Source organism: Solwaraspora sp. WMMD791, from assembly GCF_029581195.1.
Taxonomy (GTDB): Bacteria; Actinomycetota; Actinomycetes; order Mycobacteriales; family Micromonosporaceae; genus Micromonospora_E.
Genome location: NZ_CP120737.1, coordinates 766,048 through 781,256, shown reverse-complemented (window position 1 = coordinate 781,256; position 15,209 = coordinate 766,048). Strand labels below are relative to the sequence as shown.

10 protein-coding genes, 1 tRNA gene and 1 pseudogene are annotated in these 15,209 nt (G+C 68.9%); 4 read left to right on the top strand and 8 right to left on the bottom strand.

The window, feature by feature from the left end:
• Positions 1–290: 290 nt before the first annotated feature.
• Together O7623_RS03330 and O7623_RS03325 are read left to right on the top strand one after the other, a co-directional pair.
• Complete coding sequence (locus tag O7623_RS03330; RefSeq protein WP_282227107.1) at positions 291–1,487, top strand: monooxygenase; 1,197 nt, start codon at positions 291–293, stop codon at positions 1,485–1,487.
• Positions 1,488–1,632: 145 nt separating this feature from the next.
• Positions 1,633–1,716 (top strand) — tRNA-Leu (locus O7623_RS03325).
• A 417-nt stretch (positions 1,717–2,133) separates the two neighbouring features.
• On the opposite strand, the pseudogene O7623_RS03320 reads toward O7623_RS03325, so the two are convergent.
• The 8 genes and pseudogenes from O7623_RS03320 to O7623_RS03285 all read right to left on the bottom strand — a co-directional run.
• A pseudogene (locus O7623_RS03320) lies at positions 2,134–2,435 on the bottom strand (IS3 family transposase); the annotation flags it as partial.
• A 570-nt stretch (positions 2,436–3,005) separates the two neighbouring features.
• Positions 3,006–3,461: an SRPBCC family protein gene (locus O7623_RS03315; RefSeq protein WP_282227106.1), complete on the bottom strand. Its 456-nt coding sequence runs from the start codon at positions 3,459–3,461 to the stop codon at positions 3,006–3,008.
• Between the two features lie 166 nt (positions 3,462–3,627).
• The gene (locus tag O7623_RS03310; RefSeq protein ID WP_282227105.1) at positions 3,628–5,136 is read right to left on the bottom strand and encodes an MFS transporter; all 1,509 of its coding nucleotides are present in this window, start codon (positions 5,134–5,136) and stop codon (positions 3,628–3,630) included.
• 480 nt (positions 5,137–5,616) lie between these two features.
• On the bottom strand, positions 5,617–6,846 hold the full coding sequence (locus O7623_RS03305; protein ID WP_282227104.1) for a glycosyltransferase: 1,230 nt from the start codon (positions 6,844–6,846) through the stop codon (positions 5,617–5,619).
• A gap of 346 nt (positions 6,847–7,192) precedes the next feature.
• Positions 7,193–8,287, bottom strand: a complete 1,095-nt coding sequence (locus O7623_RS03300; RefSeq protein ID WP_282229295.1) for an epoxide hydrolase family protein — start codon at positions 8,285–8,287, stop codon at positions 7,193–7,195.
• Positions 8,211–9,740, bottom strand: a complete 1,530-nt coding sequence (locus O7623_RS03295) for an FAD-dependent oxidoreductase (RefSeq protein ID WP_282227103.1) — start codon at positions 9,738–9,740, stop codon at positions 8,211–8,213. The genes O7623_RS03300 and O7623_RS03295 overlap by 77 nt, the downstream gene beginning before the upstream one ends.
• Complete coding sequence (locus O7623_RS03290; RefSeq protein WP_282227102.1) at positions 9,737–11,329, bottom strand: GMC family oxidoreductase N-terminal domain-containing protein; 1,593 nt, start codon at positions 11,327–11,329, stop codon at positions 9,737–9,739. Before O7623_RS03290 ends, O7623_RS03295 begins: the two co-directional genes overlap by 4 nt.
• Entirely contained in the window at positions 11,329–12,693 is a 1,365-nt protein-coding gene (locus O7623_RS03285) for an aspartate aminotransferase family protein (protein ID WP_282227101.1), read from the bottom strand. The genes O7623_RS03290 and O7623_RS03285 overlap by 1 nt, the downstream gene beginning before the upstream one ends.
• A 343-nt stretch (positions 12,694–13,036) precedes the next feature.
• On the opposite strand from O7623_RS03285, the gene O7623_RS03280 reads away from it, so the two are divergent.
• Complete coding sequence (locus tag O7623_RS03280; RefSeq protein WP_282227100.1) at positions 13,037–14,257, top strand: glycosyltransferase family 2 protein; 1,221 nt, start codon at positions 13,037–13,039, stop codon at positions 14,255–14,257.
• Positions 14,258–14,299: 42 nt separating this feature from the next.
• Complete coding sequence (locus tag O7623_RS03275) at positions 14,300–15,040, top strand: VOC family protein (protein ID WP_282227099.1); 741 nt, start codon at positions 14,300–14,302, stop codon at positions 15,038–15,040.
• Positions 15,041–15,209: the final 169 nt, after the last annotated feature.

Below are 15,209 nucleotides of genomic sequence, written 5' to 3'. Positions count from 1 at the left end.
TCCCTCGTCGGGTAACACCGTCGGATTCGATCGTAGTGGCGCGGAGCGTGATCTTTCGCGGCTCCAGTACCTGATGAGTTGGGGAACTGCGCCCCTTGACAGGTGGTCGCGGTCGGTCTCACTGGCATGTCCCGCACACGGCGATATTGATCATCATTGTCCGGGTATTTCCCTGATGCCGGTCTGCGCTGGTCCGGTAGACCATCGAAGGGTCCGCATGAGCGGGCACGGGGTCGACCTCGGCTCGGCGTACAGATCGGGGGATGGACATGCGGCGGAGCGCACGTCAGGTGAGCAGGTCCGCGCGGATCACGGCGGTCGCGGCGGTCGCTGTAGTCGCGGCTCTGGCGACGGCCTGCGCGGGTACGGGCGCCACCACCGACCGTGGACCGGCCGGGGCTGCGACGGCGGGCCAGGAGCGGGCACCCGACCATCGGCACTCCGGCGTCGCCGTACCGCCCCCGGCGCCGTTGCGCGACGGCGAACGGTTCGTCGAACTCGCCATGCCGCAGGCGTACACCCCGGCCGCGCCCGGTGGCGTCGGCACCGACGAGTACCGCTGTTTCCTCGTCGACCCAGGGCTGACCGGTGACGTCGCGCTGACCGGCAGCCAGTTCCTGCCCGACAACCTCGACATCGTCCACCACGCGATCTTCTTCCGGGTGTCACCGGCCGAGGTCGCCTCGGCCCGGGCGGTGGACGACCGGTCGCCAGGAGCCGGCTGGACCTGCTTCGGCGACGCCGGGATCGGCGGCAACCCCGCCTGGGTCGCCTCCTGGGCGCCCGGTGCCGACGAGACACTGTTCGACGCCGACCTCGGCTATCTGATGCCGGCCGGCAGCCAGCTGGTCATGCAGATCCACTACAACCTGCTCGCCAGCGACGGACGGCCCGGGCAAGCGGATCGGTCGGGGATCCGGATGCGGATCGTCGACGACGTCGACGGCATCCGGCCGTTGGAAACCGAGCTGCTGCCGGCACCGGTCGAGCTGCCGTGCGCACCGGGCGAGTCCGGCGCGCTGTGCGACCGGGCCACCGCGCTGGCGGACGTGAAGCAGCGGTTCGGGCCCGAGGTCGGCGGGTTCGCCGACCAGCTGGTCACGTGGTGCAACGCCGGCCGGGCGCCGGCGGCAGGTGACACCGGCAGCTGCGACCATCCGGTACGCCAGGCCGGCACGGTGTACGGCCTCGGCGGACACATGCACCTGCTGGGGAGGTCGATCACCGTCGAGCTGAACCCGGGCACCGACCGGGCGCGGACGCTGCTCGACGTACCGAACTACGACTTCGACCACCAGGCGATCGTCCCGCTGGACGAGCCGGTGACGGTCTCCCCCGGCGACACCTACCGGGTGACCTGCACCCACGACGCCACGCTGCGGGCCAGGCTGCCGCAACTGCGCGACCAGCCCGCCCGGTACGTGGTCTGGGGTGACGGGACCAGCGACGAGATGTGTCTCGGTCTGGTCATCTGGTCACCGGCCTGACGGGTGACGAATGCGGCATCTGCGGTGACCGGTGCGCGGTTGTGCATGATCGAATCCGCTCGTGTACAGTCATGCCCCGTGCGGCCCTCTGCCGCCGGCCGATGGTGCTGACACCGGAGCCGGGGCGGTAGAGTGGTGCGGACAAGTCCGGGTGGCGGAATGGCAGACGCGCTAGCTTGAGGTGCTAGTGCCCGTATAGGGCGTGGGGGTTCAAGTCCCCCCTCGGACACAAACTAGTACATGATCCATCAGGGTTGGCCTCCGCTTCGATAATGCGGAGGCCTGGTTTGTATGTGAGCTCGATTCCGAGCTGCTGGTAGACCTGGGCCTTGTCGACGGGGTCGGCGGTGCGTAGGACGTTGGCGATGCCGGAGAGCACCTCGACCACGGTGTTGATCTCGGCGGGGGTCATGGTGCGGCGGCCGGTGAGCTGGCGTAGCTCGGCTTCGGTGGCGGCCTCCTCTGCCTGGACCTGGGTGGTCCATTGCTGGACGAGGGCCGGGTCGGGTGCCCGCTTCGAGTGCGGCGGTAGAGGAGGGTGGCGATTTCCGTGTTTGACCGTTTGGGTGTGATCGAGGTCGTTAGATGGTGATCCGGTCGCCGTAGGCGAGGATCAGGGTGTTGAGAGCCTTGCCCTAACCGTAGACTGGCAACCCCTGTCGCTGTGGAAGATCACCGGCCCGGCCGGGCGTCGGACGGCGATCGCGGTGGACAACGCCTGAGCGGGCAGATCGGTCCGCAGGTGGTCGGCGGTCGCCCAGCCCACGACCCCGCGAGGCGATGTCGATGACGGTGCCCAGGTACAGCCAGCCCTCCCACGTGGTCCGCCACCGCTTCGGCGTCCGGCCGCACAACCCGGCGCCCCGCATCAGCCGCGCGACCCGCTTACCGGGAATGCCGCCGCCCCTGCGCGGCGAGTTCGGCGCGGACCCGGGGCGCGCCGTAGGTGCCGGCCGAGTAGGCGTGGATCTCCGCTATACGGGCGGCAAGGTCGACGTGGTCGCGGTCCCGACACGACGGCCCGGCTCGGTGCTGGTAGCAGGCCGGACCGGGAGACCTCCAGCAGCTCACAGGAACGCTTCACGGTCCCGTCGGGCCGCGCCTTCTCCGCCCCGACGGAGCGGGTACACGTTCATCGGGTCTCCGTCGCGGAGAAAAGCCGTGGCCCGTTTGAGGATGTCGACGTCCTCGCGTAGCCGGCGTGGTTTCTTGCCCCATGCCTTCCGCGCCTGAGGCGACGGCGGGCCCATGCCGCCGTGGCGGTAGTGTCCGCGATCTGGGGCCGCTCAGGTCAGCTGGGCCACCTGACGCCACAACCAGCTGTGCCGGCTCCAGCGGGCCGACGTCGCCTCCGTTACCGGCGCTGCCCTGCCGGCTCGCGCCGCCGGGCGTGGGCACCGCGCGATCGCTCGATCAACAACGACACGCCCAGTTCCGGCGCGCCCACTTCCCGGCGACACGACGGCACCAGCCCGACGCCACACGCACAGCGCCGACACGATCCCCTGACCCGTTTCGTCACTCCGACCGAACGATCGCGGCCATCCGGTCCAAGGATCGGCCCATGATCTTACGCACCTCGAAACCGAACCAGATCATCCCCAGGCGGCCAGGCTCCTCACTCAGGTCCCAGCTCTCGCGGACGATCGTGGCGTCTCCATCGGGCTCGAAAGTGTAGCGCCAGATCCGCCCACCGAAGAACTTCCTGCGCCACGCCGCACAGGACGGGTGTGGCCTGCTCTGCCAAGCGAACCGTCGATTCGGAATCGCCTCGACGACGGTGCTCGTCATCGCATACTTCCCGCGCAGGTCCATGTCCATCGTGAAGTAATCACCGACCCGCAGCGGCCGCGTCGACGTGCTCACCTCGGTCACTCCGACCAGCCCGTCCGACCCGTCGAACTCCGGGTGCCGTTCGGGGTCGGACACCAGCGCGTAAAGCTGCGCGGCTGGGGCGTCGATACGGCGTTCCACGGACTCAACCCAGCGGCTCACTCGGCCACCCTACTACCCTAGTAGATCTTGTTAGCTCGACGCAGTGTGACGATTGTGGTCGCTGGGACGGGTCGAGGCCGGGCGGACGACGGGACAGAGTGCGTGAAAGATCTTGCGTGAGGCCGGCCTTGAGCCGGCCCCACGGTCAGCCGGCCTGCGCGACCGACTTTCGCGGCAGCGCCAGGGCGATGACGAAGCCAACGATCGCGGCGCACACCAGGGCGATGAACGCGGCCTGGAAACCTCTGGTCAGATCGGGCAGCGCGGTGGATCCGCCCGAGACGGTCACCGACACGGTCGTGACGAACGCGACGCCGATGGCGCCGCCGACCTGGAAGCTCGCGGCGCTCAGCCCGGAAGCGAGGCCCGACTCCGGCTCGGGGACCGCCGTGAGGGCGACGATCGAGGCGGTGGTGTGCCCGACGCCCAGGGAGAGACCGAAGAGTCCGAGCGCGACGAACAGGTCGCGGAAGTATTGTCCTTCAACGGGTACCCGGGACAGCAGCAGGCAGCACACGCCGAGCCCGAGAAGTCCGATCCCGGCGACAACGCGGAATCCGCGCTTGGTGATGAAGGCCTGCCCGATGTAGGCACCGAACACGGCGGCCACGGGCATGACCGAGGTGGCGAAGCCCGACATGATGGCCGAGTAGCCGAGCACCTGCTGGGTGTAGAGCGAGATGAGCACGCTCGCACCCCACACGATCATCGCCACGGCGACCATGAGCAGGTTGCCGCTCGCGACCGTGTGCAGCCGCAGGAAGCGAATCGGCACAAGGGGTGCGGCGGATCGGGCCTCGATCACGACGAACGCCCCGAGGAGCAGAATCACCGTGCCGAACAGGGAGATGATCGGTGCGCTGCCCCAGCCGAGCGCGGGCCCGTTGCTGATCGCGTACACCAGGGCGGTCGCGGCGACGGTGATGGTGACGGCACCGGCGATGTCGAAGTTGCGTACGCGGTTGCGGTCCCAGCTCTCGTCGAGCACGAACGGGCTGATCAGCATGACGAGCGCCACGACCGGCACGTTGACCAGGAAGACCCACTGCCAGCCGAGCCCGGTCGTGATCGTGCCGCCGAGCAGCAGCCCGGCGGTCGCGCCGACGCCGCCGACCGCCGACCACGAGGCGATGGCCCGGTTGCGTTCCTTACCCTCCCGAAAGGTGTTCATCAGGATGGACAGCGCGCTGGGCACGAGCATGGCCGACGACACGCCGTGCAGCGCGCGGGCCACGATGATGACCTCACCGCTCCAGGCGATGCCGGAGACCAGCGAGGTGATCAGGAACAGGGCCATGCCCCACATGAACACGCGGCGCCGGCCGAGCAGGTCGGCCGCGCGCCCGCCGAGCAGGAGCAGGCCGCCGAAGGTGACGGCGTTGGCCGTGAGGATCCATTGCGCCGCCGAGGGGTCCAGGCCGAGGGCGTTCTGGATGGACGGCAGGGCCAGGATCACGATCTCCGAGTCGAGGATCATCATGAAGCTGGCGAGGCACAGCAGGACCAGCGCCGCCAAGCGACGGCCCGTGCTGGATGTGGTGCCCGTGAGGGATGTGGCGTCGGAGAGCGTTGGCGGCATCCGGTCCTCCTCTTGAGTTTTCGGGCAGGCCTCGGCAGCCCACCTACCGGACGGCGATGATCGGCGGGCAGGCATTCCGGGGTGTGCCGAATCAGCGGTACGTTGGTGTCGGGGTGGATCAGGGCGTGCAGGTCGAGTGCCTGAATGTCCCGTTCGATGCACTGAATAGGCACATCCGCATATAGCGACGACCCGCTGCTGACGGTATTGAGAGATGGTTGATCAGCGACAGGTAGCGGTCGCGCTCGAACACCTGGAATTGCGCGGCGTCGCCGACCGCGTACTCCCGCCAGGCGAGGTGGTGCGGCACGATGTCGCCGGTGTCAGCCCGGCAGGGCCGCCGACTCGACCACCTCGCCGAGCGTGAAGCCCGGGGCGTTGTACGGATCCACGTCCCGCATGGGCATCAGCAGTCCCGGATCGATTGGCTGGTAGAGGTCATGCCCCGGCCCGCGACCAGCGCCTCTTGGAGATCGCTCGATGCGTGAGACGGAATCCGGGCACGCCGGGTAGGGTGACGCCGGCCGCGCCACCTTGATCGTGGGGAGTGCGGGTCTACGGCACGAGGCAGCGCACGTCGCGTCCGATGCGGCGTGCCTCGATCATGAACTGGTCCTCCCAGCGGCGCCAGAACTTGGCGAGCCGGGACGTGAGGATGACGATGTCGGCGGACTGGTCGGCCAACGGCGTACGCAGGCCCAGGCTGTGATGGGTGACGTGCCGCCCGGTGGCTGCCACGCGCTCGATCAGCTCCCGGTCGAAGTCCATCACGGTGGCCGCGGGCATCGACTCGGGCAGCGCGCCGCCGGCGCCGATCACGACCACGCGGTCGGTCGCGGAGACGCCCCGCAACGCCAGCTCGACCTCTGCCGAGACGTCCAGACCGCGTACCTCGTCGGTGTACCGTTCAAGGTCTTTGTTGTCCTCCTCCCACGACCAGAACATGTTCTCGTGGACCGCCACCGTCCAGCCGATCTCGTTGACCGGCTCCGGATTGTTGGTCACGAAGCGCAGCATGTTGGCCTGGAACTCCTCGTACTGCTCGTCGAACACCCGGTCCTGGTGCTCCTCGATCACCCAGGCCTTGCGGGTGAAGTGCAGCGGCAGGCCGCTGCGGTGCAGGCGGTATCCGAGGTCGAGGTCCTCCACGGCCCAGCCGCGGTGCCCCTCGTCGAAGCCGCCCACCGCCCAGAAGTCGTCGGTGTGCACGGAGCAGTTGATGGTCCAGAAGACGAGCCATGGCACGCTGCGCCTGGTCAGGTCGTCGTCGCACCTGAGCAGCGCCAGCTCGCGACTGTCGAGGAACTCGTGGACCCGGCCGTAGACCTCCACCATCTCCTCGGGTGTGAACCGCTTGAGGAGGTCGGGCACCTGCACCATCGGGTCCCCGGGGTTGTAGCCGTAGGCGTATCCGGCCAGGGCATGCCGGGGCGAACCGTTGCTGTGGGCCAGATGGTGCTGTAGTACGAAGTCGGGCCCGGCGATCGCGCCGGTGTCCAGAAAGACCAGGATCGGTGCGGTGGCCAGCCGCGCACCGTTGTTGCGCGCGAGCGCGACCCGGTTGCCGAGATCCTCCTGGTAGGTGTATTTCAGGTTCAGCCGATCGGCGAACGACTTGGCGACGGTCGCCGAGTCGTCGGACGACCCGTCGTCGGACACCACGACCTCGAACTCCGGCGTGCCGGGCACCTGCCGGGTGAGCTGGTGCAAGGTGTTGTGCAGCCGGTCGCGACGGTTGTACGTCGGGATCACTATCGAGACTTTGGGGTTACCGGTTGCCGACATGGGAGCCTCCGAAGTATCAGTGTTGGGCGCATCGATCCCGTGACGGTGTCGTTCGTGCGCACGAGCAGTGCCACGGCTGGCGGGATCAGCTGACGGCGGCCGGGACGAAGCCTCCACTCAGCGACGCTCTCGCCGTCGCGGACCAGCGGTGGAACACTCGTTCGCGCTCGGGCACCCAGCAGTTTCCTTCCTCCGATGCCTAGGCACCGTCCTCAGTGTCGTTGACCCGCTGTGGGAGCCGTCAGCGGGACCGTCGATCTACTCCAGAAGCATATCCATGTGCATCAACGGATCTACTCCGATACTGCGCTTTGTCCATCGCGGGACGCCGCGTTGCCCCTCGTCGTCACCGCACGATACGACCGAAGGCTCGCACGTCGTCGACGAACAGGTCCGGCTCCTCCATCGCGGCGAAGTGACCACCCCGGTCGGGCTCGTTCCACCGCACGATGTCGGCCAGGTAGTGGTGCGCCAGCCCGCGCAACGGCTGGAAGGGATCGTGCGGGTACACCGCGACACCGGCCGGGACCCGGATCGGTTCCGGCCGCCAGCCGGAGGCCATCGCGCGCATGCCCTCCGCGCCCTCGTAGTAGAGCGCGGCCGACGTGCCGGCGGTGGCGGTGAACCAGTAGATGGCCACGATGGTCAGCAACCGGTCCCTCGACACCGCGTCGTCGGGCACCTTTGCCGCGTCGGTCCACTCCCGGAACCGCTCCACGATCCAGGCCAGCTGGCCCACGGGCGAGTCCGTCAACGCGTACGCCAAGGTCTGCGGCCGGGTCGACTGCAGCTTCATGTATCCGGACAGCTCCGCGTCGAATCGGCCCATGAGTGCGAGACGCGCCTGGTCGACCTCGCTGAGCCCGGCCAGCTCCTCGGGATCGCCGGACGGAAAGGTCATCAGCATGTTGACGTGCAACCCGATGACATGATCCGGTGCCACGGCGGCGACCTGCTGCGAGATGACCGCGCCTGCGTCGCCGCCCTGGACCACGTACCGGTCGTAGCCCAGCTGGTTCATCAGCTCGGCCCAGACCGGCGCGATGGTGCCCGCGTGCCACCCCGGGCGGGCCGGGCCGGAGAAGCCGAATCCCGGCGGACTGGCAATGACGAGGTGGAACGCGTCGGCCCGGTCGCCGCCGTGCGCGGCAGGGTCGGTCAGCGGGCCGATGACGTCGAGGAACTCGGCCACCGAGCCCGGCCAGCCGTGGGTGATCAGCATCGGCACCGCGTCCGGCTCCGGGGAACGTACGTGCAGGAAGTGCACGGTGGCGCCGTTGATCTCGGCGAGGAACTGGGGGTACCGGTTCAGCTCAGCCTCGGCGGCCCGCCAGTCGTACTGGGTACGCCAGTACTCGACGAGCTCACGCAGGTACCACACCGGTACACCGCGGCTCCAGTCGTCGTCTCCCAGTGGTGCGGGCCAGCGGACGTCGGCCAACCGACGGTTGAGATCGTCGATGGCGGCCTGCGGAATCTCGATGCGGAACGGTTTCATGACGCGGCCTCTCTAACTGGTCGGTTCGGTCGAATGCGGTGAGGGATTCGGCCGCCGGCCCGGTTGTGCGGTCGTGTGACAGCCGCAGCACGCGCCGGACGAAGCCGGGGCGCATCAGCGCGCTCGGCGGGTCGACCAGGCCGGCCACCCGCATGAACGTCGCGGTGACGGACTGGTCCTTGGTCGCCGCGTACTGCACCCGGGCCATGTAAGCGTTGCCCATGCGCACCATCGCCGACCGTTTGCCGGGTACACCTGGGAAGTCGAGGTCGCCGCTGGTGGAGATCTGCCATGGCACGTCCACGACGCGACCGATGTCGCGCAGGAACCCGCGCGGCTCGGGCGGCACGCCGCGAAGCAGCCACGTACGCAGCGTCATGGCCTCGATGGCGGCGACCGTCATGCCCTGGCCGTAGACCGGGTTGAAGCTGCAGACCGCGTCGCCGAGCACGAGTAGGCGCTCCGGGAAGCGGGACAGCCGCTCGTACCGGCGACGCAGGCTCGCCGGGAAGGTGAAGGTCACGGGCTCGGTCAGCGGCTCGGCGTCGCGCAGCCCGTCGTACACGTCCGGCACCGGCAGCGAACGGGCGAAGGCCAGGAAGCCGTCGGGGTCCCTCGGCGGGTGGTCGCCGAGCAGCCCGGTAAGGGACAACAGGGCCACGTCATCGGGGAACTTGCCGAAGAAGGCTCCGCGCGTGTTGCCCGGGTGCGGCACCGAGTTGATCGCCAGGTCGGTGCCGAACGGGTCGGTGCGCAACCGGAAGTACTGCGACACATAGGCCAGGTCGATTCGCACCTTGTCCTCTGCCGGCCGTTGGTAGCCGAACTGCTCCAGCCACACCGGGGTGCGGCTGCCGCGGCCGGTCGCGTCGACCACCAGGTCGGCGTCGATCGTCTCGGGTGTCGCCCCTGGTTCGTCTCCGACGACCCGCACGCCGGTGACCCGGCTGTGGTCGCTCGTCGTCGCCAGACCTTGCACAACGGTGCGCTCCCGCACGAGCACGTCAGGCATCTCGACGACCCGCCGGCGCACACAGGCCTCGAGCGTCGGTCGGTTGGCCGAGACGCTGGTCAGGCGCGAATGCGACTGCTGCAGCGCGCGACCGCGCAAGTACCAGCGCAGATCCCCCGACAGGTCGCCGCTGAGCACGCCGTCGGCGGTCAGGTCGGCCTGCATACCGGGGAAGAGCCGCTCCATCACCTCCTGTCCTCGGGCCAGCAGAGCGTGCGCGTGGTGACCCTGCGGCACACCCGCACGCGGGCCGGTCACGCCGACGACGGTGTTGCGCTCGACGACCACGACCTGGGCATACCGGTCCGCCAGCACCCGGGCCGTCACAAGGCCCGCGATTCCGGCGCCGAGCACGACCGCCCGACTGCCGAGCCTCTCGCTCATTGATGCACACCCATCAAGCCCTGGCGGGTGTGGGCCGGCTCGGCGCGGCCACGGATCAGGTCCGCCGCCCGCTCCGCGACCGCGACGATCGGGGCGTTGGTGTTGCCCCTCGGCACAAGCGGCAGCACGGACGCGTCCACCACGCGCAGGCCGTCCACCCCGTGCACCCTCAGATCCGGGTCCAGCACGGGGCCGATCGCGCAGGTGCCGGCCGGGTGGAAGATCGACTGGGTGTGTGCCCGCACGAACGCGTGCAGGTCCGCCTCGTCGGTGGAAGCCGGGTACGCGTACGGGCGCACGGTGTACGGCGCCAGCGATGGCTGCCTGGCCAACTCCATGGCGATTCGCAGGCCGGCTGTCATCGTCCGCAGGTCCGCAGTCTCCTCGTAGTACTGGTGCCGGATACGCGGCTTGGCTGTCGGGTCGTCGGAGGCAAGGTTGACCTCGCCTCGGCTGGCTGGCCGCAACACGCAGGGACCGAAGGAAATGCCGTGCTCGACCGACTCGCCGAGGGCGCACTCGACGAACATCACCGGCAGCACGTGGTACTGCACGTCGGGGGCCGCCAGGCCGCTCTGGGTACGTACGAAGCCACCGGCTTCCGGCACGTTGGACGACAGCGGTCCGCTGCCGTCGGCCTCGAACTGGCGAACGTTCCTTTCCTCACCGGCGGACAGCAGGCTGACCGGCTCGTCGTGGGTGAAGACCAGGTACAGGGCGGGATGGTCCTGCAGGTTGCGGCCGACCTCGGGCAGGTCGGCGAGGACCGGCACGCCCACTGCGGCGAGGCGTTCGGCCGGACCGATCCCGGACAGCATCAGCAACTGCGGAGAGTTGTACGCCCCGGCGGCCACGATGACCTCGCGCTGCGCCCGGATGTCGACCACCTCGTCGTACCGCTGGACCCGTACCCCGCAGGCCCGCCCGCCCTCGACGAGGACGCGGTGTGCGTGGGTTCGGGTACGCACGGTCAGGTTGGGTCGAGCAGCCGACGGGTGCAGGTATGCCGCCGCAGCGCTGCACCGCCGCCCGTTGCGCTGGTTCACCTGATAGAAGCCGAAACCGTCCTGGCTCGGGCCGTTGAAGTCGTCGTTGGCCGGAAACCCGGCCTCCACCGCGGCACGTACGAACGCCGCCGCCATCGGGTTGCGCGAACGGCCCTCGGCGACCGGCAGCGGGCCGCCGGTCCCGTGGTAAGCCGAGGCGCCTCGCTCGTTGTCCTCGCAGCCGACGAAGTACGGCAGCATGGTCTCGTAGGTCCAGCCGGGCTGACACCACTCGTCGAAGTCGCGGGCGTTGCCCCGGATGTGCACCATGCCGTTGAGCGCGCTGGTGCCGCCGAGGACACGTCCCCGCGGCAGATAGAGCCGGCGCCCGCCCAGCTGTGGCTCCTCGTTGCTGTTGTAGTCCCAGTCGTACTGCGAGCGCAGCAGCTTGCCGCCCGCCGCCGGGATGCGGATGTTGTCCGAGTCGTCGACAGGTCCGGCCTCGAGCAGGCACACCGTCACGTCAGGGTCCTCGCTCAGCCGCGCCGCGAGCACGCAGCCGGCGGTGCCGGCACCGACGATGACGTAGTCGTAGGACTCCATCACGAGTGCCTGGCGGGTCGGCGGCGCAGCACGTCGGCCAGCGCCTGCGCGGCGCGGTCGACCTCGGGCCGGGAGATGACCAGCGGCGGGGCCATGACGAGGGTGTTGCCGTACTCCCGGGCAGCCACGTGGTGCTCGTCGCGCAGGGCGACGGTGACCCAGTCGGCCATCAACGGTTCCCGGGTGTCCCGGTCGGCCACCAGTTCCACGCCGGCGGTGGCGCCGGCTACCCGCACCTCGCCGACCTCGGGCAGGTCGGCCAGGGGGGCCAATGCCTCGCGCAGCCACGTGCCGACCGTGCGGGATCGATCCACCAGGCCTTCCTGCTCAAGCAGGTCGAGATTGGCGTGCGCGACCGCGCAGGCGGTGGCGTGGCCGGAGTAGGTGTGACCGTGGAACAGATACGTGTCGCCGCCGGCGATCGTCTCGGCGATCGCGTCGCTCATGAGCACCGCCCCCAGCGGGGCGTAGCCGCTGGTGAGGCCCTTCGCTACGGTCACCAGGTCGGCCTGCATACCGCGCTCGGCCGAGTCGTACCAGGCGCCGGTCCGGCCGAAACCGGTGACGACCTCGTCGGCGATGAGCAGGATCCCGTGGCGCGACAGCAGCTCGCGGACCCGCGGCCAGTAGTCCGCAGGCGGTATGAGAATCCCCGCGCCGCCCATGACCGGCTCGCCGATCATCGCCGCCACGTTGCCGGGGCCGATCCGCTCGATGGTGGTGGCCAGCTCCTCGATGAGGAAGTCGGTGAGATCCCGGCCGGGACACATGTCCGGCGCGCGGTAGCTATGCGGGGGCGAGATCCGCGCCACGTTCGGGAACTCCGGCCCGATGCCCGCGTGAATGCCGGGGAACCCGGTCGCGGCGCCGCTGGCGTAGGTGGAGCCGTGATAGGCGAAGTTCCGCGAGATGAACCAGACGCGCTCGGGCTCGCCACGGTGGTGGTGATAGAGCCGGGCGAACTTGAAGGCCGTCTCCACGCTCTCAGAGCCACCGTTGGTGAAGAACACCCGGTCCAGTCCGTCGGGGGCCAGGTCGACCAGCCGCTGCGCGAGCGTGATGGACTGGTCGTTGGCGAAGATGTCGAACCCGGTGTAGTACGCCAGCTTGCGCATCTGACGGGCCGCCGCGTCAGCCAGTTCCGGCCGACCGTGCCCGACCTGCGCGACCCAGTTGCCGGCGCCCATGACGTCCAGCAGTTCCACACCGGACGCGTCCCACACCGTGCAACCGTCACCGCGGACGATCGTGATGCGCTTCGACCGGCCGCCGTGATGGTGCGGATGCACCAGCACCCGCCGGTCGGTCTCGGCGAGCTCCGCCGCGTTCCGCAACGTGCGCGGCATCTCGTTGACGACAGGCATAGCACTCATCCCCTTACCGACATGTGCTGGTTTGCAGTGCGAACAGGCGGCCCTGTGGCGGGTCATCAGGCCGACTCGGGCGACCGGGCGTCGTGTCCAGACCGAGCCACAATCACGTCGTTGATGTGGAAAGGGTTGATCGCCCGAAGCGTCATCAGCAACGGGATGACCTCGACTTCTCCCTCTCCGGGTCGGGCGACGCCTTGCAAGCGTCACCCAACCGTCGTCACGTGGGCATCTTCATGAATGCGTCGCGGACGGCACGCTGGGAGATGAGTGCGGAGGTTGCCGTCGGCATGCTGGCAGAGTGGACGCTACTGGGACAGCAAGCTCGGTTCCCCGGGTGACGGTGGTCATCCCGACCTACAACCGGCGGGACTTGTTGCGTGAGACGCTGCGGAACCTCGCCCGGCAGCGGATGCCGGCCGACGAATTCGAGGTCGTCGTGGCTGACGACGGTTCGTCGGACGGTAGCCGCGCGGTGGTCGAAGAGGCGTCGCAGCAGCTGCGGATCAAATACCACTTCCAGCCGGACGAGGGCAACCGGGTGTGCCTGGCCCGCAACGCCGGCGCCCGGCTGGCCGCCGCGCCGCTGCTGGTCTTTCTCGACAGCGGCGTATACGTCGGGCCGGACTTCTTGAACGAGCACGTCGCGGCCCACGCCAACGGCGAACGGCTGGTCGTGGTGGGCTACACCTGGGGCTACGACTTCGAGAAGGAACCTCCCCCCGGTCTGGCCGAGGCGGTGGCCGAGTCGCTGCCGGAGGACGTCGTCGCTCGGTTCCACGACTCGAAGGCCTTCCTCGATGCCCGGCACGCGGCGTTCGCCAAGACCGACTTCGACCTCGGCCGGATGGTCGCACCGTGGGTCCTGCTCTGGGGGCTCAACTTCTCCATATCCGCCGACGACTACTGGCGGGTGGACGGCTTCGACGAGGGGATAGTCCTCTGGGGTCTGGACGACCTGGAGATGGGCTTCCGATTGTTCAAGGCCGGCCTCGAATTCCGGCTCAGCCGCACCGCTTGGGCGGTGCACGCACCCCACGAACGGGCCCCCCTGGCCGACGCCCTGGCCGGTGTCATGGTGAACATGCGCCGGATGATGGCCAGGTTCCCGGAGCCGATGACCGAGCTGGCCTGGAACCTGCTGAACAACGACGATGACCTGCTGGAGGTGGACGAGAACTACCGGTTCCTGATCGGCTGTATCGATCAGGCCCGGTCAGTCGACGTCGCGGCGGAGGTGGCCGATCTGCTGCCGCAGCTACCACCCGGCCGCCTCGCGGTGTTTGGCGCGGGCCGCCGCCTACCGGCGGAACTGGCCGGCGCGGTGACCCTGGACTTCGACGCCGACGCGGTGGCCGAGCTCGGTGCCACGTACCACGCCATCGGCATTCGCACCCTGTTGCCCGACCACGCCGTGGATGTCGTGGTCCTGACGTCACGCCTGGCCGGACTCTGGCCGCGCTGGTCGGCCGAGATCCTGGCGGAGGCCGCCCGAGTCGGCGGATCGGTACAACTCACGCCAGCGTTGATGCGAAAGACGGCCGCCATCTCTCGATAGGCTGACGACCAGAGGTCATCGATCGACACCTGGAGGTCCTACGTGTCAGCGCCACGACTCGGCAGCATTCTGCTCGGTTCGGCCGACCCGGAACGGCTGCGCACCTGGTACATCGAGGCGTTCGAACCGCTGCAGCAACCGTCCGGCTTTCTCGACTTCGACGGGTTCGACGTGCTCGTGGACAATCGCGACGACGTCGCGGCGACGACGGTAGAACCCGGGCGCGTCATCCTCAACTTCGAGGTCACGGATGCCCGCAGGGCAGCCGCACACCTCGACAGTATGGGCGTGTCCTGGGTGGTGCCGCTGGAGGAGCGTAAGGACGGCCTGTTCGGCACGCTGCTGGACCCGGACGGCAACTACGTGCAGATCATCGAGCTCAACGCGGAGTACCTCGCCGCCGCCCGCGGTGGCTCCGGGATGCTCGCGGGTTCGGTGGCGTTCAACGGGTTCTCGGTGGACGACATCCCCCGCGCGCAGGAGTTCTACCGCGACACGCTCGGGATCCCGGTGACCGAGGAGCACGGCATGCTGCACCTGCATGTCGGCGGCAACCGGGAGATCCTGGTATACCCCAAGCCGAACCACGAGCCAGCCACCTACACGATGCTCAACTTCCCGGTCGATGACATCGACGCGGCGGTGGCGTGGCTGCGCGAGCGCGGCGTGGAGATGGAGAAGTTCGACGGCGTCGACGACGACGGCGTGTTCCGGAAGGGCGGGCCGCTGATCGCCTGGTTCCGTGACCCGGCCGGCAACATCATGTCGGTCATCAAGGAGTGAGACCCGCCCGTGGTTGTGTGACGCAGCAAGGTGCGGCTGAGCCACGAGCCTGCCGATCCAGCAGGTCGGCCACGACATCGATGCGACGAACATGCACGCCCTGATGCAGCCCGAGACCAACGTCGAGCTGCACGGCCGCGTGCTGAGCGAGCTCGAACCGGACACCCTG

Bases quoted from the DNA above. Each gene is read 5' to 3' on its own strand.
- O7623_RS03285 (WP_282227101.1), bottom strand. From the start codon at position 12,693: ATGCCTGTCGTCAACGAGATGCCGCGCACGTTGCGGAACGCGGCGGAG.
- O7623_RS03310 (WP_282227105.1), bottom strand. From the start codon at position 5,136: ATGCCTGCCCGCCGATCATCGCCGTCCGGTAGGTGGGCTGCCGAGGCC.
- O7623_RS03295 (WP_282227103.1), bottom strand. From the start codon at position 9,740: ATGAGCGAGAGGCTCGGCAGTCGGGCGGTCGTGCTCGGCGCCGGAATC.
- O7623_RS03290 (WP_282227102.1), bottom strand. From the start codon at position 11,329: ATGGAGTCCTACGACTACGTCATCGTCGGTGCCGGCACCGCCGGCTGC.
- O7623_RS03305 (WP_282227104.1), bottom strand. From the start codon at position 6,846: ATGTCGGCAACCGGTAACCCCAAAGTCTCGATAGTGATCCCGACGTAC.